The following is a 23,699-nucleotide window of genomic DNA, read 5'->3' on the forward strand; positions in this document are numbered from 1 at the left end:
GCCGGTTTCGGCGATGGCTGGCCCGGCCGACCCATCGGTGCAATTGTCTCGAGGGCTGAGTGCGGGCGCGTGTCTCGTGGCGGCTGCGGGGTCGCCTGCATGGAGGTCTGAACTTGCCGCTCGGCACCGGTGGCAAGCTCTGATCCAGGCCTGCCCGACACCCCTATTGGGCTCGCGCTTTGGTTGTGCGTGCTTCGTGCTGGCTCAGACCCCTTAACCGGGTGCGGGGTCGCTCTGACGGTGGCCGGGTCCGGCAGTTGCCCCGTCGGCGCAGGTGCTGCGTTCGGGGACGTGCCAAGCTGCGTGCCGGGCTCGCCTGCTGTGCTGCGGGCAACAGGCATCATGGCTTTGGCTTCACCCGGATTGTCCTTCAGGCCGTGGGCGAACAAGAGGCCACGTCCCGGACCTGCTGCCGGCAGAACCCCTTCTGCGCGTTCCGAAATAGACATCGGCAATTCGGAACTGCTGGCGCTGGGGGGTGGGACCAATGCAGATACTGGCCGATGGGTGGCAGCGTCGGCCCGTCCGATTTGCGGCGACGGGTGAGGTGGCAGGGACTGGAGGGGCTCAAGGCCGAGCCGGGTGCCTGCCACGATCCGATCAGCACTCACACGAGCCGGGGGGGAACCGGGCCCGGGATCAGGTAGAGCCGTTTCCATGCGTGGGGCCGCCCGGGGTGTCCGGACGGAATCGGCCCTTGTGTCGACCAATCCCGCCTGCGCCGTATGCGACCGCGCCGCTGCGGCCATAGCCGGCACCGGGGCAGGCGGCAACTCTCCCGAAGGCTGAGCAGGGCTACCAGTGGATACCCTAGGTGCGCCTTCTTCAGGCCCGGCGGTGCGACCGGTTTCAATCGGGGCAACCTGCAGCACCTCGCTATTCCCTCGCGGCAGCCGTCGACCGTCCGCAGGAGGTGCGGCCAAGGTGCTCCAGGCCAGCTCGGCAATATGATCCCGGCCGTGCGATCCGACCGCTCGGTCGGGGCGCCGTTCAGAAACGACCCGGCCAGAGACATCCGCCTGATCCGGCATGTCAATGTCTGGGGCTTGCGCGCGGCCCTGGGGCGCCGGTGACGGATCGTCGATATCTGTATCGAGGTCGGCCGGCGCATCCTCCCGACCATCAGCCGCCCTTGGCACAGCCGGTTCTTCGTCCTCGAAACCTTCCGGGTCCACAACGTCTGGGTCGGCCGGGTTGGCATCGGTGTCATCAGCCTCGGTGGGGTCGGCCACATCGGAATCGCCATCTGGCACTTCCACATTGGACGTTGCACCGGGCATGTCTGTGTCCGACGGCGCCAAGGAGGAATACGCCTCGGCAAAATCCGGGGCGCCGGACACGTCCGCCACTGACGGCCTGTCTGGCTGCGGGTTGCGGCCCTTCATCGTGAGGGACAGGAACACTTCGGATTGCATGCGAACTCCAGGAATTCTTCCTAATGCCGCCGTTTATCCGCCATGACAGTTACCAGTTCTTTACCGGTTTCCCGTCAAATTCCTCAAAACCCTTAGAATTGTGGAGAGTTTGCACATGATCGAACCATTCCCTCACCGTATGACTGTGGCAATGCAGCCGGTTCCCGACCGGATGCGGCAGGCCGCGCAGGAGCTGGAGACCACGTTCCTTGCGGAGATGTTGAAAACGGCCGGTTTCGGCAAACCGGTCGAGGCTTTCGGCGGTGGGCCGGGCGAAGAACATTTTTCGTCCTTCCTTGTCCAGGCTCAGGCCGAGGCAATGGTGCAAGCTGGCGGGATAGGCCTGTCGGAAACATTCTACAAAGCGCTTATGGAGAAAGAACATGTCTGAACGCGCCTCCGAACTTCTCGATCAACTGAACGACCTTCTCGACCAGGAGCGCGCAGCGTTGCTGGCCGGCGACATTGACGAGGTCGGGCGGGTTCTGGACACCAAGGAAGCGCTGCTGCGGGACCTCACGGCCTGCGCCGCGGCCGATACCGAAGGGCTGAGCGATCTTAAGAACAAGCTGATGCGGAACCAGGAGTTGATCGACAGTGCCATGAAGGGCGTTCAAGCGGTCGCGGAACGGTTCGCGACGATCCGGCGGGTGCGCAAGTCGCTGGAGACATATGACCGCAGCGGCCAACGCAGGATGATCGACATTGCGCCGGGCGGCCGACTGGAGAAGCGCGCCTGACGGGCGCGGACTTGGTTTGAGTCAAATGCGGCGGAAGCCGGGGAGGCAAATTAGGGAAGCGTTAGGACCGAACGGTCAGATTGGCCACGCACCGGAAAGGTGGCGCAGTCAGGACCGAATGAGTGCTGGATGCAACTGTCAGAATGACAACGACGTCGGGGGTTCCGGCGTCTGGCATGAACACGGCGCAAAAGCGCCACACGCGTATATAGAGGAAAACCTATGTCCAGCATTCTGACCAACAACGGCGCAATGGTTGCGCTGCAAACTCTCAAGACCATCAACAAGGGCCTGTCCGACGTACAGTCGGAAATCTCGACCGGCAAGACCGTCGCCACTTCTAAGGACAACTCGGCGGTCTGGGCGATTTCCAAGGTCATGGAATCCGACGTCAAGGGCTTCAAGGCCATCGGCGACAGCCTCTCGCTGGGTCAGTCGACGGTTGCCGTGGCCCGCAACGCGTCGGAAACCATCACCGACCTGCTGACCGAAATGAAAGGCAAGATCGTCGCGGCGCAGGAAGACAACGTCGACCGCACCAAGATCAACGACGACGTCACCGCCCTGAAGGACCAGATCAACGCGGTCGTTTCGGCGGCGCAGTTCAACGGTCTGAACCTGATCGACGGCAACACCGCCAGCGCATCGGTTCTTGCGTCGCTGGACCGTGACAATGCTGGCAACGTGACCGCCTCGTCGATCACGGTCAACGGACAGGACCTTTCGTCCGGCAGCTACGTGGCCAACAACGTCTTCGGTGCCGGTCTCGGCACGGCGACGGTTTCTGCGGCGGCCGACACTTTCGTGATGTCGCTGGACAGCGCCGTCGGTGCGGATTCCATCACCATCCAGGATGGCGCGACCGCCTGGGCCGCCGGCGACAAGGTCTCGATGACCATCGGCGAGGAAGTCGTAAGCTACACCGTGACCGCGGATGATGCTGCGGCGACCACCACGTCCGATATCGTGGCCGTCGGCCTGAAGAACGCAGTCGACAACCTGGGCATTTCCGGACTGACCGTCGACTACAACAGCGCCAACCCCGGTCAGCTGGACTTTGCCAACACCGGCGCCACCGACCTGTCCGTCACCGGCCAGTTCACAAATGCCGGCTCTGGCGGTCTGGGCGCGATGAGCGGGATCGACGTCAGCACCGGCGGCGGTGCGACCTCGGCCCTGGCCACCGTGGAAACCCTGATCGACACTGCGATTTCGGCCTCGGCGGCGTTCGGTTCGGTGGAAGGCCGGATCGAGATCCAGGCGACCTTCATCTCGGACCTGACCGATTCGATGACCTCGGGCATCGGTGCAATGGTAGACGCCGATATGGAAGAGGCCTCGGCCCGTCTGCAGGCCCTGCAGGTTCAGCAACAGCTGGGCGTCCAGTCGCTGTCGATCGCCAACCAGGCACCGCAGCAGCTGCTGTCGCTCTTCCGGTAATCCGGACAGACGGGGGCGGCGACATCCGTCGCCCCCGCCCCTCTCATCACGACTAACCCGAGCTCCAGAAGGAAGGACGCGTCATGAACGCCCAGTCCATGGCACAGCGCGCCTATGCGCGATCCGCTGGCCCTACGAAAACCGACCGCCGGGCAGAATACGAGACCATTGCCCGCGCCACGCACGAACTGAAGGCCGCGGCGGAAAGGGCAGAATCGGATTTTCCCGGCCTGGCCGGCGCCCTGCACCGCAACAACCGGCTCTGGACCATTCTTGCCGCCGACGTCGCCGACCGCGACAACCGGCTGCCGCGGGAACTCAAGGCCCGGATCGTCTTCCTCTCGGAATTCACCAAGCGTCATACCACTCAGGTTCTTGCCGGTAAGGCCGGCGTTGCGCCCTTGCTGGACATCAACACCGCGATCCTGCGCGGGCTGCGCAACGGGAGCGCAAGCACATGACCGGGCTGGTCCTGAAACTCGGGCCCAAGGAACGGGTCCTGATCAACGGCGCCGTGATCGAAAACGGCGATCGCCGCAGCCGGCTGAACATCGTCACGCCGAACGCCCATATCCTGCGCCTGCGCGACGCGATCCATCCGGAGGAAGCGAATACGCCGGTCCGCCGGGTCTGCTTCGCCACGCAGCTGGTGCTGACCGGCGACGCCGAGCCGGAAGACCAGCGCCACCAGTTGCTGCGTCGGATCGAAGAGCTCAGCCAGGTGCTGACCGACGCTGACAGCCGAAAACTGCTGACCTCGGCCACCGAGGCGCTATTGGGCGATCAGTTCTACCAGTGCCTTAAGGCGCTGCGGGCCCTGATTCCGCGAGAGGACCGGCTGCTGTCGGCCGGTCTGAAATGAGCTTCCAGCCGCTCCTGCCCTCGACCGGACTGATCGGTTACAAGCTGCTGACCCGCACCATGGAAACGCAGCAGACGGCCCTGAACGAAAGCCCGGCGATTGCGCGCGATACGGAATACTTCAAAGCCAACATCGCCGCGATCGAGACGGCAGAACAACTGGTTGATGACCGACGCCTGCTGCGGGTCGCGCTTGCGGCCTATGGGCTGGAAGAAGACATCGACAACAAGTACTTCATCCGAAAAATACTTGAGGAAGGCACGCTGGAGCCGGACACCCTGGCCAACAAGCTGGCGGACGAACGGTACGCCGTTTTTGCCGAGGCCTTCGGTTTCGACCAATTCACCGGCGCGAATACCTACAACCCCGCCTTCGCGCGGGAGGTCGTGGACCGCTATAACCGCGCCTCCTTTGAGCTGGCGGTCGGTCAGCAGGACGAGGACATGCGCTTGGCGCTCTACGCCACGCGCGAGCTGCCCGAGATGGCCGCGCGTGACGGCACCGACGACAGCCGCTGGTTCCTGGTGATGGGCACGCCCGCCCTGCGCGAGGTTTTCGAGACCGCGCTTAACCTGCCCAGCGGCTTCGGCCAGCTCGACCTCGATCAACAGCTCGGCGAATTCAGGAAGCGGGCCGAGCAACGGCTGGGTGTGACCGAGATCTCGGACTTTGCCGACCCGGAGTTGAGCGAAAAATTGATCGAGCAGTTCATGCTGCAAAGCCAACTGGCCGAGAGCACCAGCTACACCGGCATGTCCATCGCGCTGACCCTTCTGCAGCAGGGCGCGCGATAATATCTAGCCAAGCCTGCGTGGTGCACGTTGCGCCGGCACGCGCCCGGCCTGCCCCCGGTTCGGACGATGGGTTTCGGCCTCGCGAAGGATTGCGTCCAGCCGCTCGAAGCTCTTGGCGATGTTTCCCGGCTCTTTCTGAGCGATCAGGCTGTCAAGCTTCTCGAAGACATGCACCGCCTGATCCAGAACGGCGTCGCCACCCGGCGCATAGAGCCCGGCTTTGATCATGGTCTCCGACCCGTGATAGGCGCTCATCAGCTTGCGGGCGTAGCCAATCTGCTCATTCTCGCGATCGCCCGCACAGGCCGGCAGGCTGCGCGAAACCGAGCGCAAGACATCCACCGCCGGATAGCGCCCGCGTTCGGCGATGGCACGGTCCAGCACGACGTGGCCGTCCAAGACGCCGCGCAGCACGTCGGCCACCGGTTCGTTCATGTCCGACCCGGCCACCAGCACCGTATAGATCGCGGTGATATCGCCGCCACCTTCGACCCCGGGACCGGCGCGTTCGCACAGCGACATGATCATATGCGCCATCGACGGCGGGTGGCCGCGCAGTGCGGGCACCTCGCCACCGGCGACGGCGACTTCCCGGTGCGCCTCGGCCAGGCGGGTGATCGAATCGGCGAGGAACAGCACCTTGAGCCCCTGGTCGCGGAAGTGTTCGGCAATCGCCATCGCGGCCGCGGGACAGCGACGGCGCACCAGCGGGGACCGGTCCGAGGTGGCCGCCACGACCACGCTGCGTGCCATACCCTCGGGGCCCATCACGTCATCGATGAATTCGCGCAGCTCGCGCCCGCGCTCACCCACCAGCGAGACCACGACGACATCGGCCTCGACCTCGCGCGCGAAATGGCCGATCAGGCTGGTCTTGCCGACACCGGAGCCCGCGAAGAGCCCAATGCGCTGCCCGCGTACCAACGGCAGCATGGTGTTGAAAAGTACCATGCCGGTCTCGAGCCGAGCGCCCATTCGGCCTCGGCTCGCCGGATCAGGCGGGCGGGCATGGATCGGGCGCAAATCCGCGCCGCCGTGCAGGGGCCGTCCATCGAGCGGCGTTCCGTAGGGATCGACCACGCGGCCGACCCAGCCGTCATGCGGCGCGATCTGCGCTTCAGGCATCAGGAACACCCTGTCGCCCAGCGCCACGCCCTCAAGCGCGTCGTCGGGCAGCATCATCACGCCGTTGGGTGCAATTTTAAGCACTTCGCCCCGAAGTGGCGCCCCGCGCGACCGCACGAGGCGCAGTTGATCGCCCATCCGCACGTTCTGGCCCAGCCCATCCACCATGAGATAGGTGCCATCGACACTAATGACGCGCCCAAACGGGCGGATCGGGGTGAGGCCGGCAATGCGGTTTCTCAGTCTCTCCAGTCGGGGCTGCTGCATCCGTGCGCTTCCTTCATGTCCTGAGAACCATTTCTAAAGGAATCATCGTTAAGCCTTGATTGAAGCCAATCGAGGGAGAAGCCCCGATGTTCGACAATCTGGAAGTCCTGCGTCTGTCGCAGGCGATGGCCCGCCATGCCGGGGCGCGACAAAGCGTTGCCGCCGGAAACATGGCCCACGCTGATACGCCGGGCTACAAGGCCCGCGACCTGATGTCCTTTCCCGAAATGATCCGGCAGGAGACCGCGCAATTCGGTCTGCTTGCCACCCGTGGCAACCATCTGCATGGCAATCGCAGCGGGCAGATGCCGGAACCGGCCGAGGATACGGGCGCGGTCAGCGATCCCAACGGCAATTCCGTGTCGCTTGAAACCGAGATGATGCGCTCGGTCGAGATCAAGCGCCAGCATGACCGCGCGCTGGCCATCTACCGCTCATCCCTGACCATTCTGCGCACCAGCCTCGGCCGCAACTAGGAGCGCCTGACATGACAGATTTCTCTTCTTCGCTATCGATCTCCGCCAGCGGGCTGAAAGCCCAGGCGACGCGACTTCGGCATGTGTCGGAAAATATCGCCAACGCCGATACGCCCGGATACCGGCGCAAAACCGCGCCGTTTGAACTGGACCGCCAGAACGGCGGTGCCGAGGGCCTGGTGACCACCGGTCGCGTGAGGCTGGATCAGAACGATCTGGCCAAAATCTACGATCCTTCGCATCCGTTGGCCGATGCTGCCGGCCAGTACGAAGGGTCGAACGTGAATCTGGTGATAGAAATCGCCGACGCACGGGAAGCCCAACGCAGCTACGAGGCGAACCTCAAGATGTTCGATCAGAGCCGGCAAATGTCGACCAGTCTGCTCGAACTGCTGCGCCGCTAACCCAGAAGGAGACCCAGAATGGATGTCCGCTCGATCTTTGCCGCGCAGAAATACGCGGCCTCCCGCCCCGCAACCATCCCCGACGACACGGGATCGGCCAGCGACTTCATCGCCGACAGTGCGCGCGATTTCGCCTCGACGCTGAAAGAGGCCGAACAGACGGCGAAATCCGCCATGGTTGGCGATGCCGATCCGCATGCTCTGGTGCAGGCGCTGTCGCAATCCGAGCTTGCGGTCGAGACCGTGGTGACAGTGCGCAACAAGGTGGTCGAGGCCTATCAGGAAATCCTGCGAATGCCGGTCTGACCTGATGGACGAAGCCATGTTCTTCGACACCATGCGCCACGGGCTCTGGGTTTCGGTGATCATGTCGGTGCCGATCCTGTCGGCGGCGCTGATCGCCGGGGTCACAATCGGCCTGTTCCAAGCGCTGACCTCAATCCAGGAAATGACGCTGACCTTCGTGCCCAAACTGGGCGCAATCGTCTTCGTCTTCTGGCTGTCGATGTCCTTCATGACCGAACGGCTGGTGGCCTTCTTCCACGGCTGGATCATCCCCCTGATTGCAGGAAGCTGAGATGGAAAACGCAACCTATACCACGCTGACCCGGCAGACCGGGCTGATGCGCGAGATGCAGATCGTCGCCAACAACATCGCCAATGCCGCCACCACCGGCTTCCGAAGCGAAGACATGGTCTTCTCGGAACATGTCGCGCGGGTCGAGAACGGGCCCTCGATCTCGATGGCGACGGCGAACATTTCGCATTCCTCGAACCTGCAGGGCGCGCTGACCGCCACCGGCGGCCAGTTCGACGTCGCGATCGAGGGCGAGGGATACTTCCTGATCCAGACCCCGGCCGGCGAACGCCTGACGCGGGCCGGAAACTTCACCCCTAACGCGGTCGGCGACCTTGTCACCAAGGACGGATACCCGGTGCTCGACGCTGGGGCGGCGCCGATCTTCATCCCGCCCGATGCCACGGACCTTGCCATCGGCGGCGACGGCACGCTCAGCGCCAACGGCCAGCCGCTGGCGCAGGTCGGGATCGTCGTGCCTACCGAAGGCCAGGACCTGATCCGCGAGGACGGCGTGATGTTCGAGGCGCCGGACGGCTTCGAGCCTGCGGAAAATCCGCGCGTGCTGCAGGGCTTTCTCGAAGGCGCCAACGTCGACCCGATCCGCCAGATCGCCCGCATGATCGAGGTCCAGCGCGCCTATGAAATGGGCCAGAACTTCCTTGACGCCGAAAACGAACGCATCCGTACCGCGTTGCAAACACTGATAAAATAAGGAGTGGGCAGATGCGCGCCCTGAAAATCGCCGCCACCGGCATGGCCGCCCAGCAGATGCGGGTCGAGACCATATCGCAGAACCTCGCCAACATGTCGACGACGGGCTACAACACCCGCCGCGCCGAGTTTGCCGACCTGCATTACCAGCAGTTCGCCCGCGCCGGCACCGTCAGTGCCTCGGACGGGACGGTGCTGCCGACCGGGGTGCAACTTGGCCTCGGCGTGCGGCCGGCGGCCATTTCCATGCACCTCGAACAGGGCTCGCTGTCGGCCACTCAGGGCGATCTTGACGTGGCAATCGACGGGCGCGGCTATCTCGAGGTGACGCTGCCCTCGGGCCAGGCAGGCTATACCCGCGACGGCGCGCTGAAACGCACCGGCGAGGGGTTGATCGTGACGTCGGACGGCTTCCCCGTCTCACCCGAGATCGTCATCCCGGACGATACCCGCAGCATCTCGATCAACGCCGACGGCGAGGTTTATGCCTACTTCAACGATTCGGCCCAGGCGCAGCTTCTCGGCCAGATCGGCCTGACCGGCTTCACCAATGCCAAGGGGCTGGAAGCGATCGGGTCAAACCTGTTTCTCGAAACCGAGGCCTCGGGTCCACCGAATGTCACCACCCCCGGGCAGGACGGGCTTGGCATCCTGCGGCAGGGGTATCTCGAGGACAGCTCCGTCGATGCGGTGCGTGAGATCACCGAACTGATCGAGGCGCAGCGCGGCTACGAGCTGAACGCCAAGGTGATCTCGGCCGCCGACCAGATGCTGGGCGCGACGACCCAGGTGCGGTGATGCGACTGGCGCTGATATCGCTTTTCGTAGCCGGGGTGGCCACAGCAGAGACGGTTGTCCCGACGCAGACCCTGCGCGCCAACACGATCCTGTCGCCCGATGACCTTCTGGTCCGCCCGGTAGAGACGCCCGGCGCGATCTCGGACCCGGAGGCGATCATCGGGCTCGAGACCCGCGTCACGCTCTATGCCGGGCGGCCCATCCGGTTGCGCGATATCGGCCCGCCGGCACTGGTCATCCGCAACCAGCTGGTGGTGCTGCGCTACGTGTCGAGCGGCCTGTCCATCCTTGTCGACGGCCGCGCGCTTGGCCGCGGCGGCGCGGGCGACCGTGTTCGGGTGATGAACCTCGGCTCGCGCACCACGCTTTTCGGAACCGTCCAGCCGGACGGCACAATCCTGGTTACCAACTGAGGCGACGTACATGCTGAATCGATCCACCGCCGGGCTGCTGGCGCTTCTTCTGACGACCCTTGCCTGCGGGAGGCTCGATCACGTGGGCCGTGCGCCAACCTTCACCGAGCCGGAAGAGACGCCCGAGCACTTCGCGATGCTCAGCCCGGGACTGCCCGTCGAGACAGAATACGCGAACCCCGGCCCCGAGCCGTCGCTGTGGGACGGCGGTCAGGCGTCGCTGTTCGGCGATCGGCGCGCGATGAAACAGGGCGACATCCTGACCGTGGTGATCGAGATCGACGAAAGTGCCGAGATATCCAATTCGACGTCCCGGTCGCGTTCGGGCAATGAATCCTTGGCGGTCCCAGAGCTGTTCGGCCTGCCGCAATACGCGCAGCCGCACCTTCCGGCCGGCTTCAACCCCGGCAACTTGGTGGAGCTGAACGGCGCGTCCAATTCCAGCGGCGACGGCGCGGTGCGGCGCAACGAGAAGCTGGAACTGCGGGTCGCGGCCACGGTCGTGGGCGTGCTTCCCAACGGAACGCTAAAAATCCAAGGGCTTCAGGAGGTTCGGGTGAATTTCGAGCTGCGCGAACTGATCGTGACCGGCTTCGTCCGGCCCGAAGACATCTCGCGCCAGAACCAGATCACCTATGACAAGATCGCCTCGGCGCGCATTTCCTATGGCGGGCGCGGCCAGATCACCGATGTTCAGCAACCGCGTATCGGGCAACAGGTGCTCGACGTCGTGCTGCCGTTCTGAGGGGGTGGCATGGGCAAGATCCTTCCCATCCTTCTGGCCGCAATCGGGATCGGTGCCGGGATTGGCGCCGGACTGATGCTGAAACCTGAACCGAAGCTCGACGAGATGGGCAATCCCTGTGGCGAGGTGCCGGCCAAACACGATGACGAACCGGAAGAGCCCGAGGCGCCCACCAATGTGGAATATGTCAAGCTGAACAACCAGTTTATCGTGCCGGTGGTCGATGAGGCGCGGGTGGCGTCGATGATGGTGATCGCGCTCAGCGTCGAGGTCTCGCAAGGTCGCCGGGAAGAGGTCTTTGCCCGTGAGCCGAAGTTGCGCGACGCCTACCTGCAGGTGTTTTTCGACCATGCCAACCTCGGCGGCTTCACCGGCACTTTCACCGCGTCGAAAAACCTTGAGACATTGCGGCGGGCGCTGCGCGAGACTTCGAAGAAGCATTTTGGCAACCTGATCAACGACGTGTTGATCACCGACATCGCCCGGCAGGACGTCTAGGGCTAGCTGGTCCTGCGCGAGGCCGCCATCCAGCGGCGGCCGAGTTCCAGATCGACCAGCGATTGCAGCTCTTCCTTGGCTGCCTGTTCCTCCAAATCGCTGCGCGCCCGCACCTCCAGATCCGTCAACGCCGAGTTGCGGCCAAAGGATTCGCGGGTGCGGGCCCTGATTTCGCCGGTAATGGCGCGTTGATGGGCCAGCTCAAGGTTCAGCTCACGCCGCCGCCGGTCGGCCCATCCCTGCCAAAGCGCCTCGCCCGTCTGGGCAAAGGCAACTTCCAGTTCGCCCTGAAGGGCCGCGGCGCGGCGGGCCTCGGACGCGGCCAGTGCATCCAGCGCGGCCTGCAAGTCGGCTTCCTTCGCCTGCGCCGCGCTCAGCGCTATGGCGTCGCGATCGAACTGCGCCTTGGCCACCCGCCGCAAATCCGCAAGCTGCTTCACGTCCATGAGCGGCGTTTCCTGCGCAGCGCGTCGGCGTAGCGGATTGCCACCGCGACGGCCTCGTAATGCTGGGGATTGATCTGCTGGTCGACCTCGATCGCGGCGTGCAGGGCGCGGGCGGTCGGCGGGTCGCTATAGATCGCCACGCCCGCCTCGAGCGCGATTTCCTTGATCTTCAGCGCCACCTCGTCGACGCCTTTGGCGACGCAGACCGGCGCTTCGCCGGCAAGTCGTTTCCATTTCAGCGCGACCGCATAATGCGTCGGGTTGACGATCACCACGTCGGCGTCCGGCACATCCTGGAGCATCTGGTTGAAGGCAATCTCTTGCGCCTTGCCGCGGCGGGCGGATTTCATGTAGGGGTCGCCTTCGGAATCCTTGACCTCGTCCTTTATCTCCTTGTCGGACATGCGGTTCTTGGCCATGTGACTGCGATACTGCCAGAGGTAATCGACCAGCGCGATGGACACGGCGATGGCCAGCACGATCCCCATCAGGTTGATCGAAAGCTGCAGCCAAAGCACCACCGCGCTGCCGACATCCAACTGCATCGCACCGAGGATCACTTCGCTTTTCGAGCGCAGGAATGCGGTAAGGATGGTGCCGTAAATCGCCAGCTTGACCGCGCTCTTGAAGAACTCGAACAGGCCGTTCCAGCCGAATTTGTTCTTGAAATTGCTGAGCGGAGAGATCCGCGAAAGCTTGAACTGCAGTTTGGTCGGGGCAAAGACCATGCTGCGCTGGGCGATCACTGCGACCAGCACGGTCGTGAAGGGCAGCAGGATCCAGGGTGCGGCGGCCATCAGGACGGCACCGATCAACCAGCCGCTGAACTCCATTCCGTCACCGCCAAACACGCCGTCCGCGATTTCGTGCGACCGGGCGAGCAAGGGGGTCGCGGCTTCGCCCAGCGCAGTCAGCGAGCTGCCACCGAATACAAGCCCGACAACAAGAAACCCCATGTACATGGCCGCGGTGTTGACCTCGGCGGACTTGACCAGCTCGCCCTTCTTGCGGGCGTCATCGAGTTTCTTGGACGTTGGTTCGTGCGGTTTGTCGCCATTTTCCGTCTCCGAGGACATTCACGGCCCTCCAAACGGATTGGCAAGGAACGCCGCGACCGCATCGTGCCAATGCGACAGCATGAATGGCGCGGCCAAGGTCAGGCAGACCATGCCGCCCAGGGTGATCACAGGCGCGCCGACAAAGGACACCATAAGCTGCGGCATCGCCTTGTTGATGACGCCGAGCGTGACATTGTAGAGCATCGACAGGATGACGAACGGCATCGCCAGTCGAAACGCCAGCGCAAAGGTCTGGCTGACGTGGGCTGAAATCCACATGGCCAGATCGCCCGAAGTCGGAACGGTGCCGATCGGCCAGATATCGTAGAACCCGGCAAGCGTGGCGAGAAAGGTCAGATGCGCGCCGCTGAGAAACAGCAGCGCCAGCCCGCCAACCACGAGGATATGGCCGATGGCCGGCATCGGCTCGGCCCCGGCGTTGCCGAATATCTGGCTGAGCGAAGTGGACTGCGCGGCGATGGTTCCGGCGGTCTGAAGCGCGAAGATCATGAAGCGGAAGGCGAGTCCGATGGCCAGCCCGATTACGGTTTCGCCGAAGAGCAGCGCGGCCGAGGGCTCGGGCACCGACTGACCCGGGGCGTAGAGCAGAACAGCGTAGAACCCCGACAGGGTCAGCGCCAACGCCAGCCGGATCCGCATCGGCACACTTTGTGTGCCGATGCCCGGAATGACAGAGACCACCGCGGCGATCCGAAAGAACACCAGGGCCGCGAAGGCAAGCCCGTCGCCCAGCGCGGCATAGGCGGCCTCGGACGTCATGCGGCCACCGTGCCCACCAGCATCGGACGGGCGTCGAGCCCCAGTTCCTCGAACGACAGCACCGGCGTCTGGAAGCCCTTGGCCCGGACGATCCGGCGCAGGAAGCGACGGCGGCGCGACGAGGTGATGATCGAGGCGGCCAAGCCGGTTTCGCCCGCGCGCTCGATCTCATCGGCGAGCGCGCGGGTCAGCTTGGCGAAAACCTCGGGCGGCAGGGCCACGTCGACGCTGTTCTGATCGGATTCCACCTGGTAGGTGGCGAAGGCCTCTTCCCATTCCGGCGCAAGCTGGATCAGCGGCACGCTGCCGTCCTCACGGCGCAGTCCGGCGACGATCTGGAAGCCCAGCCGTTGGCGCACGTGTTCGCAGATCGCCTCGGGCTGAGTGGTGAATTTCCGGGCTTCGCCAATGGCTTCCAGAATGACGGGCAGATTGCGGATCGAAACCTGCTCGTCCAAAAGGTGCTTGAGCACTTGGTGCAGCAGGTCCATCGGCACCCGGTCCGGTATCATCTCGTCCAGCAGCTTGCGGTTGGCCTCGGCGCGTTCGGGCTCAGTCAGGTTGACCATCTCGTCGAGCAGGCGGCGAAGCGCCTTGTGGGTGAACAGGCGGCTGAAGTTTGACTTGATGATCTCAAGCAAGTGGGTGGCCAGAACCTCGTTCGGGGTGACGATGGTCAACCCCTGAAGCGCCAGCTCCTCCTGCTCTTCGGGCTTGATCCAGCGCGCGGGCGCGCCATAGACCGGCTCGTCCACGTCCTGACCGACAGGCAGGTCGCCGGATCCCTGCGGGATCAGCGCTAGCACCAGATCGGGATGAACCTGCGCACGCGCCTGTTCGACGCCTTGGATCTGGATGATGTAAGTCCCCGGCTCGACCGAGACATTGTCGGTCAGGCGGATCTCGGGCAGGATCAGCCCATATGCGCTGGCGATATGTGTACGCATGTTGGAAATGCGCGCATCAAGTCCGGACGATGGGTCAAGCACCATGTCGACAAGGTCGCCCGCGAATTCGAGGTGGATATCATCGAGCGTCAGAACGTCGCCGATGGGCTTTGTGCGGGGGGCTTCGGGGGCTTCGGCAATGACCGGTTCGCCCTTGTCGGAGGCCTGCCGACGGTATCTGTAAAGCCCCATGCCGGCAAAAAGCAAAGAGCCGAGCACGAAGGGCACGAAGGGCAGTCCCGGCACCACCGCGAAGGTCAGCATCAGAAGCCCCACCGCCACCAGCGCCGCAGGATGGTTGCCAAGCTGCTTGAACACCGCGACATCGACCGCGCCGGTGTTGCCGCCCTTGGCGAGCAGAAGGGCCGAACCGATCGAGACGATGACGGCCGGGATCTGTGTCACCAACCCGTCGCCGACGGTGAGGATGGCATAGGTTTCAAGCGCGGACGCGAATTCCATTCCATGGGCAAGCGCGCCATTGGCGGTGCCCACCACGAGGTTGAGGACGGTGATCAGAAGCCCGGCCACCGCATCGCCCTTTACGAATTTGGACACCCCGTCGAGCGAACCCAGAAACGTCGTCTCGCGCTGGTCGTGTTCGCGCCGTTTCTTGGCGGTTTCGTGATCGATGGCACCGGCCGAAACATCGCTGTCGATCGCAAGCTGCTTGCCCGGCATCCCGTCCAGGGCGAAGCGCGCGCCGACCTCGGCCATGCGGGCGGCGCCCTTTGTGATCACGACGAAATTGACGATCAGGATGACGCAGAAAGTGACGATCCCGATAACGAAATTGCCGCCCATTATGAAGTTGGCAAAGCCGTCGATAACGTTGCCGGCGGCCTGGGTGCCTGTGTGGCCTTCACCGATGATCAGCTTGGTCGAGGACACGTTGAGCGCAAGCCGCAGCATCAGGCCGGCGAGCAGGATCATCGGAAAGGACGAAAACTCAAGCGGTTCGTTGATGAAGAGCACGATGACGAAAACGAGGATCGCAAGCGCGAAGCTGAACGACAGACCCAGGTCGAGGACCACGGCAGGTATCGGAAAGATCATCATCGCGACAATGCCAAGCAAGCCCACCGCAAGCAGAACAGTGTGATTGACGACCAGCGTCGGCAAACCCTTACCGGGCAGCGCGGGAGTGTCGGCGGGCATGATCAGGATTCTCCTGGTTCCGGGCGTTCTGCCCCGTGTTCGGTGTCACTGGTCCAGCACGAGCGCCGGGTCGGCCAACATTTCGGCCACTGATCGCGCAAGGGCCGAGGTGCTCTCGGTCAGTGCATTGGCGGTTTTCAGGGTCAGGTCGGGCGCGGCGGGGCCGGCGGCGTCGGGGGCCGGGGTGGTGTCCGCCTCCGGGTCAAGCCGCAACAGGAAATCCACCGGGTCGGGTTTGCCGAGTGCCATGGCGGTCTTCTTCGCCTCTGCAAAGCGTCCTGCAGATAGCAGCGCGGTATATCGCGCCTCCGCGGCCTCGGGCACGTTTTCCGCGCGGTCGAAAAGGACATCGTCCGGGATGCCCACGTCCCCGAACAGACGCGCCGACAGCGCCTGCGCGAGTAGCGCCGGGTCGAGCGTCTCCGAATGGCCTACCAACCTGGCCGCGGCCGAGTGAAACCTGTTCTGGTACAACCGGGCCGCCAGGGCCTGACGCACGTCGGTCGGGGTATCGGCCGCGGCGGCCAGATCGCCCAGCACGATCTTCAGGAAGGTCACGGTCTTCGCCGACTGCGCCAGCTCTCGGTAGAAGTGCGTTGCCGTGGTGGAAAAGGCGTCGCCGTCAAGGTCGCCACTGGACAGGATCGCCTGCGCCTCGGAAAATGCACCGCGGGAAATCAGGGAGAACGCCTCTGCCTTGCGCAGCATCTCGGCTGCGTTTCCCTGCCGTTGCTCGGCCGCGTGGCTGGACACCAGCTCGGACAGGCGCGCCGGCACCGTCTCGCCGGCTGCGATCTTGCGCTCGACCAGAAGGGCGCTTGCCTCGGCGGCTTCGCTGCCGTTCGACCGGGCGATCTCGTCGAGGATCGCATCTTGCGCGTCTGCATCCGTGGCAAGCAGGACGTCGGCCATTGATGGGTCATCTGTGCGGCCGGCCCGGTTGACGATGCGGCTGATCATGTCCGCCGGGTCGGGCTGGCCGGAGTTGACGAGGTTGGTGATCAGGCGCGGCGCGACGACGCGCAACAGCGGACGCGGCAAAAGTTCCGCCGCGCGAGCCACTTGCCATGCGGAGTCGTCGTCCATCGGCTTTCGCGCGGTCGCCAGAACCGACCAGAGAAGGTTGCCGGGCGCGCAGTGGACAAACCGGTCGACCGACGCGCGCGTGACCGTTCCTGACGCGTCGATGAGGCCGGCGAGGTCGGCCAGAAACGCCCTGCTCCCCGAAGGCTTGCCTGCCATGTTCAGAAGCTGCGCGGCTTCGGCCCCGAGCCCGCGTGACAGGTGCAATTGCGCCAGTTCGATCGCCGCGATGCCGTCCAGATCGAGCCGCTCGGTATAAAGGCGGGCGGTGATCGCGGCCTTTTGTTTGGCAAAGTTGCTTTCGCCATCGAACCGGCCAAGCGGGCTCACCGCGCGCGCGTCGCAATCGGCCTTGCGCCGCTCGGTCGGCTGTTTTGCGCTGTCCGGCAAAGATATGTTGGGCAGGTTGATGTTCCGCAGGTCCGCGCCGACGCGCGCATTCCGCGACGGCTGCACGGCGTCGGGGTTGCCGAGGTCAAGCACCTCGCGCGTGGTGCGCCGGGCAAGGGCTTCGGCAAATTGCGACAGGCTGGACGTGGAATAGGCGCCGCGATCGACAAGAGGACCGCGCAACGCCTCGCGCAGGGCCGGGACCTGTGCGGAGACCTCAGGCGCAACTCTGTCGACGGCGTCCGCGCTGTCATCGCTCTCGGAAGCGACCGCCGCTGCCTGGGCCGGCTCGACCCCCGGGTCGGTCGCGTCCTTGACGTCAATCACCAGCATGCGCGGCGATTGAAAGAACGTGTCGACCGCGCAGTCGCAGGACAGGGAGATCGCCAATCCGTTCCGGCCGGCCTGCTTGATAGCGTCGATGCGGGTTTTGGGGATGCGGTTGAAGACCGTTCTGGTATCGAATTCGAACTGCCGGTCACCGGTGATCCGCAGCGCAACCTCCCTGCCGTCGCGTTCGACCGTCCATTCGGGCTTTGCGGGCAGGAAAGCCACCAGCCGCGTAAAGGTCTCATGTTCGCCCGAGCGCACGGTCACTGTCTCGGCCCGGATCAGGCCCGGCAAGGAAATCAGCACCAAGAGCAGCAGGCGTCCTATCATGCGGCGTCCTGTTTCAAAGCCTTGATGGCTTCCTCAAGATCGTTGAAGTCCGGACGGATGTGCGCCGGCGTGTTCTGGCGACCGACCTCGATACAGATGTTGGTGGGATGCGCATGCAGGTTGGCCACCAGTACCTCGCGGATCAGCTGGTGAAAGTGCGAATCGTCCTCGACCACGGTCTTTACCCTTGCCGCGAAGGGGCCGACGAGGCCATAGGCCAGAAACACGCCCAGAAAGGTGCCGACAAGCGCGCCGCCGATCATCTTGCCCAGCACCTCGGGCGGCTGGTCGATCGAGCCCATGGTCTTAATCACGCCGAGGACCGCGGCAACGATGCCCAGCGCAGGCAGGCCGTCGGCCACCGTCTGAAGGGCGTGGCTGGAGTGCATCTTGTGGTGATGTGCGGCATCCATGCGCTTTTCCAGCACCTCTTCGACCTGGTGCGGATCGTCGTAGTTCATGGTGGCGGCGCGCAGTGTGTCGCAGATCAGGTCGACGGATTCCTTGTCGGACTGGATCTTGGCGTATTTGCCGAAGATCGCCGACTCGCCGGGGGATTCGATATGTTCTTCCAACTGAACGGGGTTTTGCTTGGCGATGCGGATCAATTCGAACAGAAGGCACAGCAGATCGCGATAATCCTCCTGCTTCCACTTCGGACCCTTGAAGACCTTGCCGATGTCTCCGACCGTGTGTTTCGCACTTGCCCCATCGTTGGCGATCAGGAAGGCGCCTAGCGCGGCGCCACCGATCATGATCATCTCGAAGGGCAGCGCTTTCATGATGAGGCCCAGCTTGCCCCCGGCCAGAAGATAGCCGCCGAAGACCATGCCGAATACCACTGCAATCCCAACAATTCCGATCATCGTTACACCCCTCGTTTCGCCAACCTTGGAATCGCACGGAAGTCTGAAGAAACCGTTCGTTTAGTCCTTCGGCACCTCGGCATTTCGCCCGGCCAACACGACCGAGATGGTATAGGCTGTCTCGGGTGCCAGCCCGGTCATGATGTCGGCGGCGGCATCCGGCCGCATCCGGCCGAGGAAACCCGCAGCAAACCCGGCATCCATCGTCTCGAACAGGGCGGCGGCGTCCTTGGGCTTCATGTTCTCGTAGACCGTGGTCAGCCGGGCCAGATCGGATTCCGCAGCCTCGTCGGCCAGGGCGATGGTGGCGCGCAGAGCCTCTTCCGAGGCTTTCAGCTCGGCCAGTTTTCCGGCGATCTTGTCGTCGGCCACCTTCAGCGCCCGCATCCGCATGGCCATCCGCTCCTCACGCTCGCGAATGCGCTCTTCACGCTCCTCCATCGCTTCCAGAAGCGGCATCAGGTCGGGGTCGGTCACACATTGCTGCGGCTCGGGACGCGACAGCGCCTCTTCCGCGGCCATGGCGGGCGCTTCACCCTCACGGGCGATCGCCTCAGTTGCCTGCAAGCCCACCCGCAATATGGCAGAGCCCAGCAGGAACACCGCGATGACCGTCAGAGTGCCGCGGCCGGGCCGGCGCGCAGGCTTGCGTTTCGCGGCTTTCGTCGTTTTCTTCTCGGCCATTCTCAAGCCCTCCCGGAATGGCGGGAAAACACCGGCGCCTGCGGATTGTCCTGCGGCGCAGGCGTCTGCGCCGTGTCGTCGGGGATGTCGTGCATCGAGGCGACCAGCAGTTCGAGCTTGCGCGAAACGGTCTCGGCCCGGCCGGTCAGATCCTCCAGCGACTTGCTGGAACCGCTGGCGGCGGCTTGCGCGGCCTGAAGCGTTTTCGTCAGGTCATCGACCTGCGCCGACAGCACGGCGACAGCCCCTCCGACACCGTTTTCCAGATCGTTGAACCGGCTCAGCCGCCGTGCCAGCACATAGCAGTACATCCCGGCCCCAAGGGCCCCCGCAACCAGCAGTACATCGGCGATCATTTCCACCATTGGGTCCCCCGTCAGTTGACCACGAATTCCATCACGAGCAGGTTGCTCACCCGCTCGTCACCCAGAACCAGTTGCGCCCGCCTGAGCAGGTGCGACCGGTATTTCAGCAGCGCCGTCGGCTGCTCGAGATCGGTAATTTCGACCGCGCGAAGATACCCGTTGAAGACGTCGACAACGCGCGGGAGCAATGTTTCGACATCGGCCTTGGCGGCGGTCGGCACCTCGAGTTGCGCGGTAAACTTCAGATGGCGCGTACCGGCCTGCGACGGCAGCGAGACGACGATCGGATCGAGCGGTACGAAGGCCACGTCGGGCATGTCCATCGTCCGGGCGTCTTCCTCGTCCTCAGTGTTTTCCGGGGTGGCTTCGGCGTGTGCGTCTCCGCCGCCGAGGATCATCCCCGAGTAGACCACGAAGAACCCGCCGCCGCCGCCCGCAAGCGCCAGCACCAGCCCGATGATCAGCCCGAGCTTGGATTTCTTCTTGACCGGCTCTTCTTCGGTTTCGTCGGTATCGGCCATGGTCCGCCTCTTGGGTTGGTTTCCCAAGCTATAACCTCAGATCAACTAACCGATTATTAAGGCTGTTCGGTCAGAACCAGACGGCAACGTCGTGCAGAACGCCGATGGACGGAGGACCGAGTGGAGCAAATCGCCAGAACCTGGACAGGCCTGAGCATAGGCAAGAAGATCGGCGCGATCGTTGCCGCCGTCGGCATGTTCACCGCAGTCTTCTTCATGAGCCGCATGGCCGCACAGCCCAACATGGCGCTGCTTTACGCCGGGCTGGAAAATGGCGCCGCGGGGGATGTCGTGCGGGCGCTGGAGCAGCGCGGCACGGAGTACGAGATTCGCGGCGGATCGATCTTCGTGCCGTCGAACCTGCGCGACGAACTGCGCCTGACCATGGCCAGCGAGGGCCTGCCGGCAAACTCCACCAAGGGTTACGAGCTGCTTGATTCGCTCAGCGGGTTCGGCACCACCTCGCAGATGTTCGACGCCGCCTACTGGCGCGCGAAAGAGGGCGAACTGGCGCGCACCATCCTGTCGAGCCCGGCCATCGCCTCGGCGCGGGTGCATATCGCGAATGCCTCGACGAACCCATTCCGCCGCGACAACGATGGTTCGGCCTCTGTCTTCGTCACGACGTCAAGCGGCGGGCTCTCGCCGCAGCAGGCCAAATCCCTGAAATACCTCGTGTCTTCGGCTGTGCCGGGGCTGGCGCCGGAAAGCGTCGCGGTGATCGACAGCGCCGGCGGATTGATCTCGGCCGCAGAAGAAGACGCCCCGGCGTCGGTCGGAGACGAACGCTCGGCCAGCTTGCGCGACGCTGTGACGAGGCTGGTTGAAGCGCGGGTCGGATACGGCAACGCCGTTGTCGAAGTCTCGGTCGAGACGGTCACCGAAAGCGAATCGATCCGCGAGCGCCGCATCGATCCGGACAGCCGCGTGGCGATTTCCACCGACACCGAGGAACGCACCAACAATTCACAGGAAGCCGGCGGCGGCGATGTTACAGTTGCCTCGAACCTGCCGGCCGGCGACGGCGCGGGCGGTGGCGAGTCGCAGTCGCAAGGCGCCGAAACCCGCGAACGGGTGAACTACGAGGTTTCGCAAACCGAACGCGAGCTGGTGCGCAGCCCCGGCGCGGTCAAACGGCTGACGGTCGCGGTGCTGGTCAACGGCACCAAGGCGACCGACGCAGGCGGCGCCGAGGTTTTCACGCCGCTGCCGGAGCAAGAGATCGCGGCTCTGCGCGAGTTGGTGTCCTCGGCCGTCGGTTTCGACGAGGCCCGCGGCGACGTGATCACCATCCGCTCCATGGCGTTCGAACCCATTTCGGAGGTCGGGACGGAGGCCAGCCCCGGCCTGATGGCGCAACTGCCGTTCAACATCGGCAATCTGATCCAGATCGCCGTTCTGGGGATCGTGGCGCTGATCCTCGGATTGTTCGTTGTCAAACCGATCCTCACCAATCCTCCGGCGCCCGAGATGCTGGCCCTGCCCCCGCGCAGCAATACCGGGCAGGAGGCTGACGAGGCCACCGACATCACGCCGCTCGACGGGGAAATCGACGACGGGGCCGGCTTCATGCCGCTGTCGCCCCAGGCGATGGGAACTGCCGAAGCCTTCGACATGTCGTCGCTCGACAGCGCCCAGCCCGACCCGGTCGACCGTCTGCGCGCCCTGATTGGAGAGCGCCAGGAAGAGACTGTCGAAATCCTGCGCGGATGGCTTGATGACACCGGAGAGAAAGCATCATGAGCATCGAGCACCTACTTGAGGATTTCGGTGGCGGACGGCGTTCGCTGACCCATTCTGCCGCCCTTCCGGACGAGGAAGAACTGGAAACCCGCCGCCTCGCTGCCTTTGAAGAGGGCTATCAGGCCGGATGGGACGATGCCGTGGCCGCGCAGGCCAAGGACAAGCTGCGCATCACATCCGACCTGGCGCAGAACCTTCTCGACATGTCTTTCACCTACAACGAGGCATATACCCACCTTTTCCGGGAATTGCGTCCGCTTCTGCGCGAAATGGTCGACAAGCTGCTGCCGCAGGTGATGCGCAGGGCCATCGGTCCGCGGATCGTCGAACAGTTGCAGACCGCCGCGGCCGAGAACCTGGGCGGTGACGCGCATATCCTTGTCCATCCGGCGCTGGTGGACCTCGTCGAGACATTGGTCGAGCAGGAGAACTCGTTCCCGGTAACGATCCGTGGTGAGCCTGGCCTGGCCGAGGGTCAGGCGCAGTTGTCGCTCTCGGACCGCGAGATAGAAATCAACCTGGACGAAATGGTCGCCGAGATTTCCTCCGCGCTCGATGCATTCACGCACGATCTTCAGAAGGAAGACATTCATGAGCGACAAAACGTCGTATGACGCCTCCGACAGCCCGTTCAAATCCGTTCCGATCGAGATCACGATCTCGGTCGGCAAGGCCCGACCAACAGTGCGCGACCTGCTGCAACTGGGGCCGGATTCCGTTCTGCCGCTGGACAAGCGCGTCGACGATCCCGTTGAGCTTTACGTCGGCACCCGGCTGATCGCGCGGGGCGAGCTGATGGAGGCCGGCGACGACCTGCCCGGCCAGCTGGCGGTGCGACTGACCGAAGTCGCGGACCTCAGGGACAACCTGGGCGAAGGCTGATGGCGCGCACTATCCTGCACGGCGCCGGTGCGGCGGCGCTGCTTCTGTTTCTGACGACCGGCGGTGTGCAGGCTCAGGAATTGTCGCTGGATCTCGGCGAGGGCGGTTCGCTCACTGTGCGCTCGATCCAGTTGATCCTGTTGATCACGGTGCTCAGCCTGGCGCCCGGCATCGCGATCATGGTCACCTGTTTTCCGTTTCTTGTCACCGTGCTGTCGATCCTGCGCCAGGCCCTTGGCCTTCAACAGGCGCCGCCCAACATGCTGATCGTGACGCTGGCGCTGTTTCTCACCTATTACGTGATGGATCCGGTCTTCACGGCAGCCTGGGAGCAGGGCATACGACCGATGATCGATGAAACCCTGAGTCCGGAAGACGGGTTCCTCCGCGCGCTGCAGCCGTTTCGCGTTTTCATGGCGTCGCGGCTCGATCCCGATACCTTCGATGCGATGGCGGCTTTGCGGCCCGACGTCGGGACCGCCGAGGTGTCCCCCGAGGCACCGCTCAGCGTGCTGATCCCAAGCTTCCTGCTGTCCGAGGTCGCCCGCGCCTTCCAGATCGGCTTCCTGATCTTCCTGCCCTTCCTGATCATCGACTTGGTGGTTGCCGGCGTGTTGATGTCGATGGGCATGATGATGGTGCCGCCAGCCATCGTTTCGCTGCCGTTCAAGCTGGCGTTCTTTGTGGTCGCTGACGGCTGGGCGCTGATTACCACCAGCCTGGTCAGAGGTTATCTCGGATAACTGGCACCTCCTGCCGGTACGACCAATGGTTTATTATTACGTTGCCGGACAGAACGTCGGACGCCTCGCAAGGACCCGTCATTCCGCAAGCTGAGCCGGGCGCAT

29 protein-coding genes are annotated in these 23,699 nt (G+C 64.1%); 19 read left to right on the forward strand and 10 right to left on the reverse strand.

Annotated elements, in window-relative coordinates:
- The first annotated feature begins 1,554 nt into the window (after window positions 1-1,554).
- The 6 genes from AC04PT_RS04960 to AC04PT_RS04985 all read left to right on the forward strand — a co-directional run bounded on the left by AC04PT_RS04960 (window position 1,555) and on the right by AC04PT_RS04985 (window position 5,251).
- Window positions 1,555-1,806: a rod-binding protein gene (locus AC04PT_RS04960; RefSeq protein WP_482872461.1), complete on the forward strand. Its 252-nt coding sequence runs from the start codon at window positions 1,555-1,557 to the stop codon at window positions 1,804-1,806.
- The gene (locus tag AC04PT_RS04965; RefSeq protein WP_482872462.1) at window positions 1,799-2,155 is read left to right on the forward strand and encodes a flagellar biosynthesis protein FlgN; all 357 of its coding nucleotides are present in this window, start codon (window positions 1,799-1,801) and stop codon (window positions 2,153-2,155) included. Before AC04PT_RS04960 ends, AC04PT_RS04965 begins: the two co-directional genes overlap by 8 nt.
- 222 nt (window positions 2,156-2,377) lie before the next feature.
- Window positions 2,378-3,595, forward strand: a complete 1,218-nt coding sequence (locus AC04PT_RS04970; RefSeq protein WP_482872463.1) for a flagellin N-terminal helical domain-containing protein — start codon at window positions 2,378-2,380, stop codon at window positions 3,593-3,595.
- Window positions 3,596-3,678: 83 nt separating this feature from the next.
- Entirely contained in the window at window positions 3,679-4,056 is a 378-nt protein-coding gene (gene flaF / locus AC04PT_RS04975; protein ID WP_482872464.1) for a flagellar biosynthesis regulator FlaF, read from the forward strand.
- Window positions 4,053-4,457 (forward strand): flagellar biosynthesis repressor FlbT, encoded by a 405-nt coding sequence (gene flbT / locus AC04PT_RS04980; protein ID WP_482872465.1) that lies wholly within the window; start codon window positions 4,053-4,055, stop codon window positions 4,455-4,457. Before flaF ends, flbT begins: the two co-directional genes overlap by 4 nt.
- Complete coding sequence (locus AC04PT_RS04985; protein ID WP_482872466.1) at window positions 4,454-5,251, forward strand: DUF1217 domain-containing protein; 798 nt, start codon at window positions 4,454-4,456, stop codon at window positions 5,249-5,251. The genes flbT and AC04PT_RS04985 overlap by 4 nt, the downstream gene beginning before the upstream one ends.
- Before the next feature lie 3 nt (window positions 5,252-5,254).
- On the opposite strand, the gene AC04PT_RS04990 is transcribed toward AC04PT_RS04985, so the two are convergent.
- Window positions 5,255-6,643 carry a FliI/YscN family ATPase gene (locus AC04PT_RS04990; protein ID WP_482872467.1) on the reverse strand — a complete coding sequence of 463 codons (1,389 nt, stop codon included), beginning with the start codon at window positions 6,641-6,643 and terminating at the stop codon, window positions 5,255-5,257.
- 86 nt (window positions 6,644-6,729) lie between these two features.
- Between AC04PT_RS04990 and AC04PT_RS04995 the strand changes: the two genes are divergently transcribed.
- From AC04PT_RS04995 to AC04PT_RS05035, 9 genes are read left to right on the forward strand one after another with little or no spacing between them, the layout of a single operon-like run.
- Window positions 6,730-7,119 carry a FlgB family protein gene (locus tag AC04PT_RS04995; protein WP_482872468.1) on the forward strand — a complete coding sequence of 130 codons (390 nt, stop codon included), beginning with the start codon at window positions 6,730-6,732 and terminating at the stop codon, window positions 7,117-7,119.
- Window positions 7,120-7,130: 11 nt separating this feature from the next.
- Window positions 7,131-7,523 (forward strand): flagellar basal body rod protein FlgC, encoded by a 393-nt coding sequence (gene flgC / locus AC04PT_RS05000; protein ID WP_482872470.1) that lies wholly within the window; start codon window positions 7,131-7,133, stop codon window positions 7,521-7,523.
- Between the two features lie 18 nt (window positions 7,524-7,541).
- Complete coding sequence (fliE, locus tag AC04PT_RS05005) at window positions 7,542-7,829, forward strand: flagellar hook-basal body complex protein FliE (RefSeq protein WP_482872471.1); 288 nt, start codon at window positions 7,542-7,544, stop codon at window positions 7,827-7,829.
- A gap of 1 nt (window position 7,830) precedes the next feature.
- A complete protein-coding gene (locus tag AC04PT_RS05010) occupies window positions 7,831-8,100 on the forward strand; it encodes a flagellar biosynthetic protein FliQ (RefSeq protein ID WP_482873070.1) in 270 nt (89 codons plus the stop codon).
- Between the two features lies 1 nt (window position 8,101).
- A complete protein-coding gene (locus tag AC04PT_RS05015; protein WP_482872472.1) occupies window positions 8,102-8,815 on the forward strand; it encodes a flagellar hook-basal body complex protein in 714 nt (237 codons plus the stop codon).
- 11 nt (window positions 8,816-8,826) lie between these two features.
- Window positions 8,827-9,612, forward strand: coding sequence for a flagellar basal-body rod protein FlgG (gene flgG / locus AC04PT_RS05020; protein ID WP_482872473.1), 786 nt, complete (start codon window positions 8,827-8,829; stop codon window positions 9,610-9,612).
- Window positions 9,612-10,025 (forward strand): flagellar basal body P-ring formation chaperone FlgA, encoded by a 414-nt coding sequence (flgA, locus tag AC04PT_RS05025; RefSeq protein WP_482872474.1) that lies wholly within the window; start codon window positions 9,612-9,614, stop codon window positions 10,023-10,025. The genes flgG and flgA overlap by 1 nt, the downstream gene beginning before the upstream one ends.
- 10 nt (window positions 10,026-10,035) lie before the next feature.
- Window positions 10,036-10,770 carry a flagellar basal body L-ring protein FlgH gene (flgH, locus tag AC04PT_RS05030; protein ID WP_482872475.1) on the forward strand — a complete coding sequence of 245 codons (735 nt, stop codon included), beginning with the start codon at window positions 10,036-10,038 and terminating at the stop codon, window positions 10,768-10,770.
- A gap of 9 nt (window positions 10,771-10,779) precedes the next feature.
- Window positions 10,780-11,268 (forward strand): flagellar basal body-associated FliL family protein, encoded by a 489-nt coding sequence (locus AC04PT_RS05035; protein WP_482872476.1) that lies wholly within the window; start codon window positions 10,780-10,782, stop codon window positions 11,266-11,268.
- Between the two features lie 2 nt (window positions 11,269-11,270).
- On the opposite strand, the gene AC04PT_RS05040 is transcribed toward AC04PT_RS05035, so the two are convergent.
- From AC04PT_RS05040 to AC04PT_RS05080, 9 genes are read right to left on the reverse strand one after another with little or no spacing between them, the layout of a single operon-like run.
- Entirely contained in the window at window positions 11,271-11,714 is a 444-nt protein-coding gene (locus AC04PT_RS05040) for a hypothetical protein (RefSeq protein ID WP_482872477.1), read from the reverse strand.
- Window positions 11,705-12,790, reverse strand: coding sequence for an EscU/YscU/HrcU family type III secretion system export apparatus switch protein (locus AC04PT_RS05045; protein WP_482872478.1), 1,086 nt, complete (start codon window positions 12,788-12,790; stop codon window positions 11,705-11,707). Before AC04PT_RS05045 ends, AC04PT_RS05040 begins: the two co-directional genes overlap by 10 nt.
- The gene (locus tag AC04PT_RS05050; RefSeq protein ID WP_482872479.1) at window positions 12,791-13,552 is read right to left on the reverse strand and encodes a flagellar biosynthetic protein FliR; all 762 of its coding nucleotides are present in this window, start codon (window positions 13,550-13,552) and stop codon (window positions 12,791-12,793) included.
- On the reverse strand, window positions 13,549-15,657 hold the full coding sequence (gene flhA, locus AC04PT_RS05055; RefSeq protein ID WP_482872480.1) for a flagellar biosynthesis protein FlhA: 2,109 nt from the start codon (window positions 15,655-15,657) through the stop codon (window positions 13,549-13,551). The genes AC04PT_RS05050 and flhA overlap by 4 nt, the downstream gene beginning before the upstream one ends.
- A 45-nt stretch (window positions 15,658-15,702) precedes the next feature.
- Window positions 15,703-17,790 (reverse strand): hypothetical protein, encoded by a 2,088-nt coding sequence (locus tag AC04PT_RS05060; protein WP_482872481.1) that lies wholly within the window; start codon window positions 17,788-17,790, stop codon window positions 15,703-15,705.
- Window positions 17,787-18,656, reverse strand: coding sequence for a flagellar motor stator protein MotA (gene motA / locus AC04PT_RS05065; RefSeq protein WP_482872482.1), 870 nt, complete (start codon window positions 18,654-18,656; stop codon window positions 17,787-17,789). Before motA ends, AC04PT_RS05060 begins: the two co-directional genes overlap by 4 nt.
- 60 nt (window positions 18,657-18,716) lie before the next feature.
- Complete coding sequence (locus tag AC04PT_RS05070) at window positions 18,717-19,340, reverse strand: MotE family protein (RefSeq protein WP_482872483.1); 624 nt, start codon at window positions 19,338-19,340, stop codon at window positions 18,717-18,719.
- A gap of 2 nt (window positions 19,341-19,342) precedes the next feature.
- On the reverse strand, window positions 19,343-19,702 hold the full coding sequence (locus tag AC04PT_RS05075) for a hypothetical protein (RefSeq protein WP_482873071.1): 360 nt from the start codon (window positions 19,700-19,702) through the stop codon (window positions 19,343-19,345).
- Between the two features lie 14 nt (window positions 19,703-19,716).
- Window positions 19,717-20,226, reverse strand: coding sequence for a flagellar basal body-associated FliL family protein (locus tag AC04PT_RS05080; protein ID WP_482872484.1), 510 nt, complete (start codon window positions 20,224-20,226; stop codon window positions 19,717-19,719).
- Between the two features lie 120 nt (window positions 20,227-20,346).
- Between AC04PT_RS05080 and fliF the strand changes: the two genes are divergently transcribed.
- Genes fliF through fliP form a run of 4 tightly spaced genes read left to right on the forward strand, consistent with a single transcriptional unit; the run spans window position 20,347 to window position 23,594 of the window.
- Entirely contained in the window at window positions 20,347-21,969 is a 1,623-nt protein-coding gene (fliF, locus tag AC04PT_RS05085) for a flagellar basal-body MS-ring/collar protein FliF (protein WP_482872485.1), read from the forward strand.
- Window positions 21,966-22,583, forward strand: a complete 618-nt coding sequence (locus AC04PT_RS05090; protein WP_482872486.1) for a FliH/SctL family protein — start codon at window positions 21,966-21,968, stop codon at window positions 22,581-22,583. Before fliF ends, AC04PT_RS05090 begins: the two co-directional genes overlap by 4 nt.
- A complete protein-coding gene (locus AC04PT_RS05095; RefSeq protein WP_482872487.1) occupies window positions 22,561-22,851 on the forward strand; it encodes a FliM/FliN family flagellar motor switch protein in 291 nt (96 codons plus the stop codon). The genes AC04PT_RS05090 and AC04PT_RS05095 overlap by 23 nt, the downstream gene beginning before the upstream one ends.
- On the forward strand, window positions 22,851-23,594 hold the full coding sequence (gene fliP, locus AC04PT_RS05100) for a flagellar type III secretion system pore protein FliP (protein ID WP_482872488.1): 744 nt from the start codon (window positions 22,851-22,853) through the stop codon (window positions 23,592-23,594). Before AC04PT_RS05095 ends, fliP begins: the two co-directional genes overlap by 1 nt.
- Window positions 23,595-23,699 lie beyond the last annotated feature (105 nt).

The organism is Litorisediminivivens sp. KMU-197 (genome assembly GCF_056858395.1).

Bases quoted from the DNA above. Each gene is read 5' to 3' on its own strand.
- AC04PT_RS04960 (WP_482872461.1), top strand. From the start codon at position 1,555: ATGACTGTGGCAATGCAGCCGGTTCCCGACCGGATGCGGCAGGCCGCG.
- AC04PT_RS04965 (WP_482872462.1), top strand. From the start codon at position 1,799: ATGTCTGAACGCGCCTCCGAACTTCTCGATCAACTGAACGACCTTCTC.
- AC04PT_RS04970 (WP_482872463.1), top strand. From the start codon at position 2,378: ATGTCCAGCATTCTGACCAACAACGGCGCAATGGTTGCGCTGCAAACT.
- flaF (WP_482872464.1), top strand. From the start codon at position 3,679: ATGAACGCCCAGTCCATGGCACAGCGCGCCTATGCGCGATCCGCTGGC.
- flbT (WP_482872465.1), top strand. From the start codon at position 4,053: ATGACCGGGCTGGTCCTGAAACTCGGGCCCAAGGAACGGGTCCTGATC.
- AC04PT_RS04985 (WP_482872466.1), top strand. From the start codon at position 4,454: ATGAGCTTCCAGCCGCTCCTGCCCTCGACCGGACTGATCGGTTACAAG.
- AC04PT_RS04990 (WP_482872467.1), bottom strand. From the start codon at position 6,643: ATGCAGCAGCCCCGACTGGAGAGACTGAGAAACCGCATTGCCGGCCTC.
- AC04PT_RS04995 (WP_482872468.1), top strand. From the start codon at position 6,730: ATGTTCGACAATCTGGAAGTCCTGCGTCTGTCGCAGGCGATGGCCCGC.
- flgC (WP_482872470.1), top strand. From the start codon at position 7,131: ATGACAGATTTCTCTTCTTCGCTATCGATCTCCGCCAGCGGGCTGAAA.
- fliE (WP_482872471.1), top strand. From the start codon at position 7,542: ATGGATGTCCGCTCGATCTTTGCCGCGCAGAAATACGCGGCCTCCCGC.
- AC04PT_RS05015 (WP_482872472.1), top strand. From the start codon at position 8,102: ATGGAAAACGCAACCTATACCACGCTGACCCGGCAGACCGGGCTGATG.
- flgG (WP_482872473.1), top strand. From the start codon at position 8,827: ATGCGCGCCCTGAAAATCGCCGCCACCGGCATGGCCGCCCAGCAGATG.
- flgA (WP_482872474.1), top strand. From the start codon at position 9,612: ATGCGACTGGCGCTGATATCGCTTTTCGTAGCCGGGGTGGCCACAGCA.
- flgH (WP_482872475.1), top strand. From the start codon at position 10,036: ATGCTGAATCGATCCACCGCCGGGCTGCTGGCGCTTCTTCTGACGACC.
- AC04PT_RS05035 (WP_482872476.1), top strand. From the start codon at position 10,780: ATGGGCAAGATCCTTCCCATCCTTCTGGCCGCAATCGGGATCGGTGCC.
- AC04PT_RS05040 (WP_482872477.1), bottom strand. From the start codon at position 11,714: ATGGACGTGAAGCAGCTTGCGGATTTGCGGCGGGTGGCCAAGGCGCAG.
- AC04PT_RS05045 (WP_482872478.1), bottom strand. From the start codon at position 12,790: ATGTCCTCGGAGACGGAAAATGGCGACAAACCGCACGAACCAACGTCC.
- AC04PT_RS05050 (WP_482872479.1), bottom strand. From the start codon at position 13,552: ATGACGTCCGAGGCCGCCTATGCCGCGCTGGGCGACGGGCTTGCCTTC.
- flhA (WP_482872480.1), bottom strand. From the start codon at position 15,657: ATGCCCGCCGACACTCCCGCGCTGCCCGGTAAGGGTTTGCCGACGCTG.
- AC04PT_RS05060 (WP_482872481.1), bottom strand. From the start codon at position 17,790: ATGATAGGACGCCTGCTGCTCTTGGTGCTGATTTCCTTGCCGGGCCTG.
- motA (WP_482872482.1), bottom strand. From the start codon at position 18,656: ATGATCGGAATTGTTGGGATTGCAGTGGTATTCGGCATGGTCTTCGGC.
- AC04PT_RS05070 (WP_482872483.1), bottom strand. From the start codon at position 19,340: ATGGCCGAGAAGAAAACGACGAAAGCCGCGAAACGCAAGCCTGCGCGC.
- AC04PT_RS05080 (WP_482872484.1), bottom strand. From the start codon at position 20,226: ATGGCCGATACCGACGAAACCGAAGAAGAGCCGGTCAAGAAGAAATCC.
- AC04PT_RS05090 (WP_482872486.1), top strand. From the start codon at position 21,966: ATGAGCATCGAGCACCTACTTGAGGATTTCGGTGGCGGACGGCGTTCG.
- AC04PT_RS05095 (WP_482872487.1), top strand. From the start codon at position 22,561: ATGAGCGACAAAACGTCGTATGACGCCTCCGACAGCCCGTTCAAATCC.
- fliP (WP_482872488.1), top strand. From the start codon at position 22,851: ATGGCGCGCACTATCCTGCACGGCGCCGGTGCGGCGGCGCTGCTTCTG.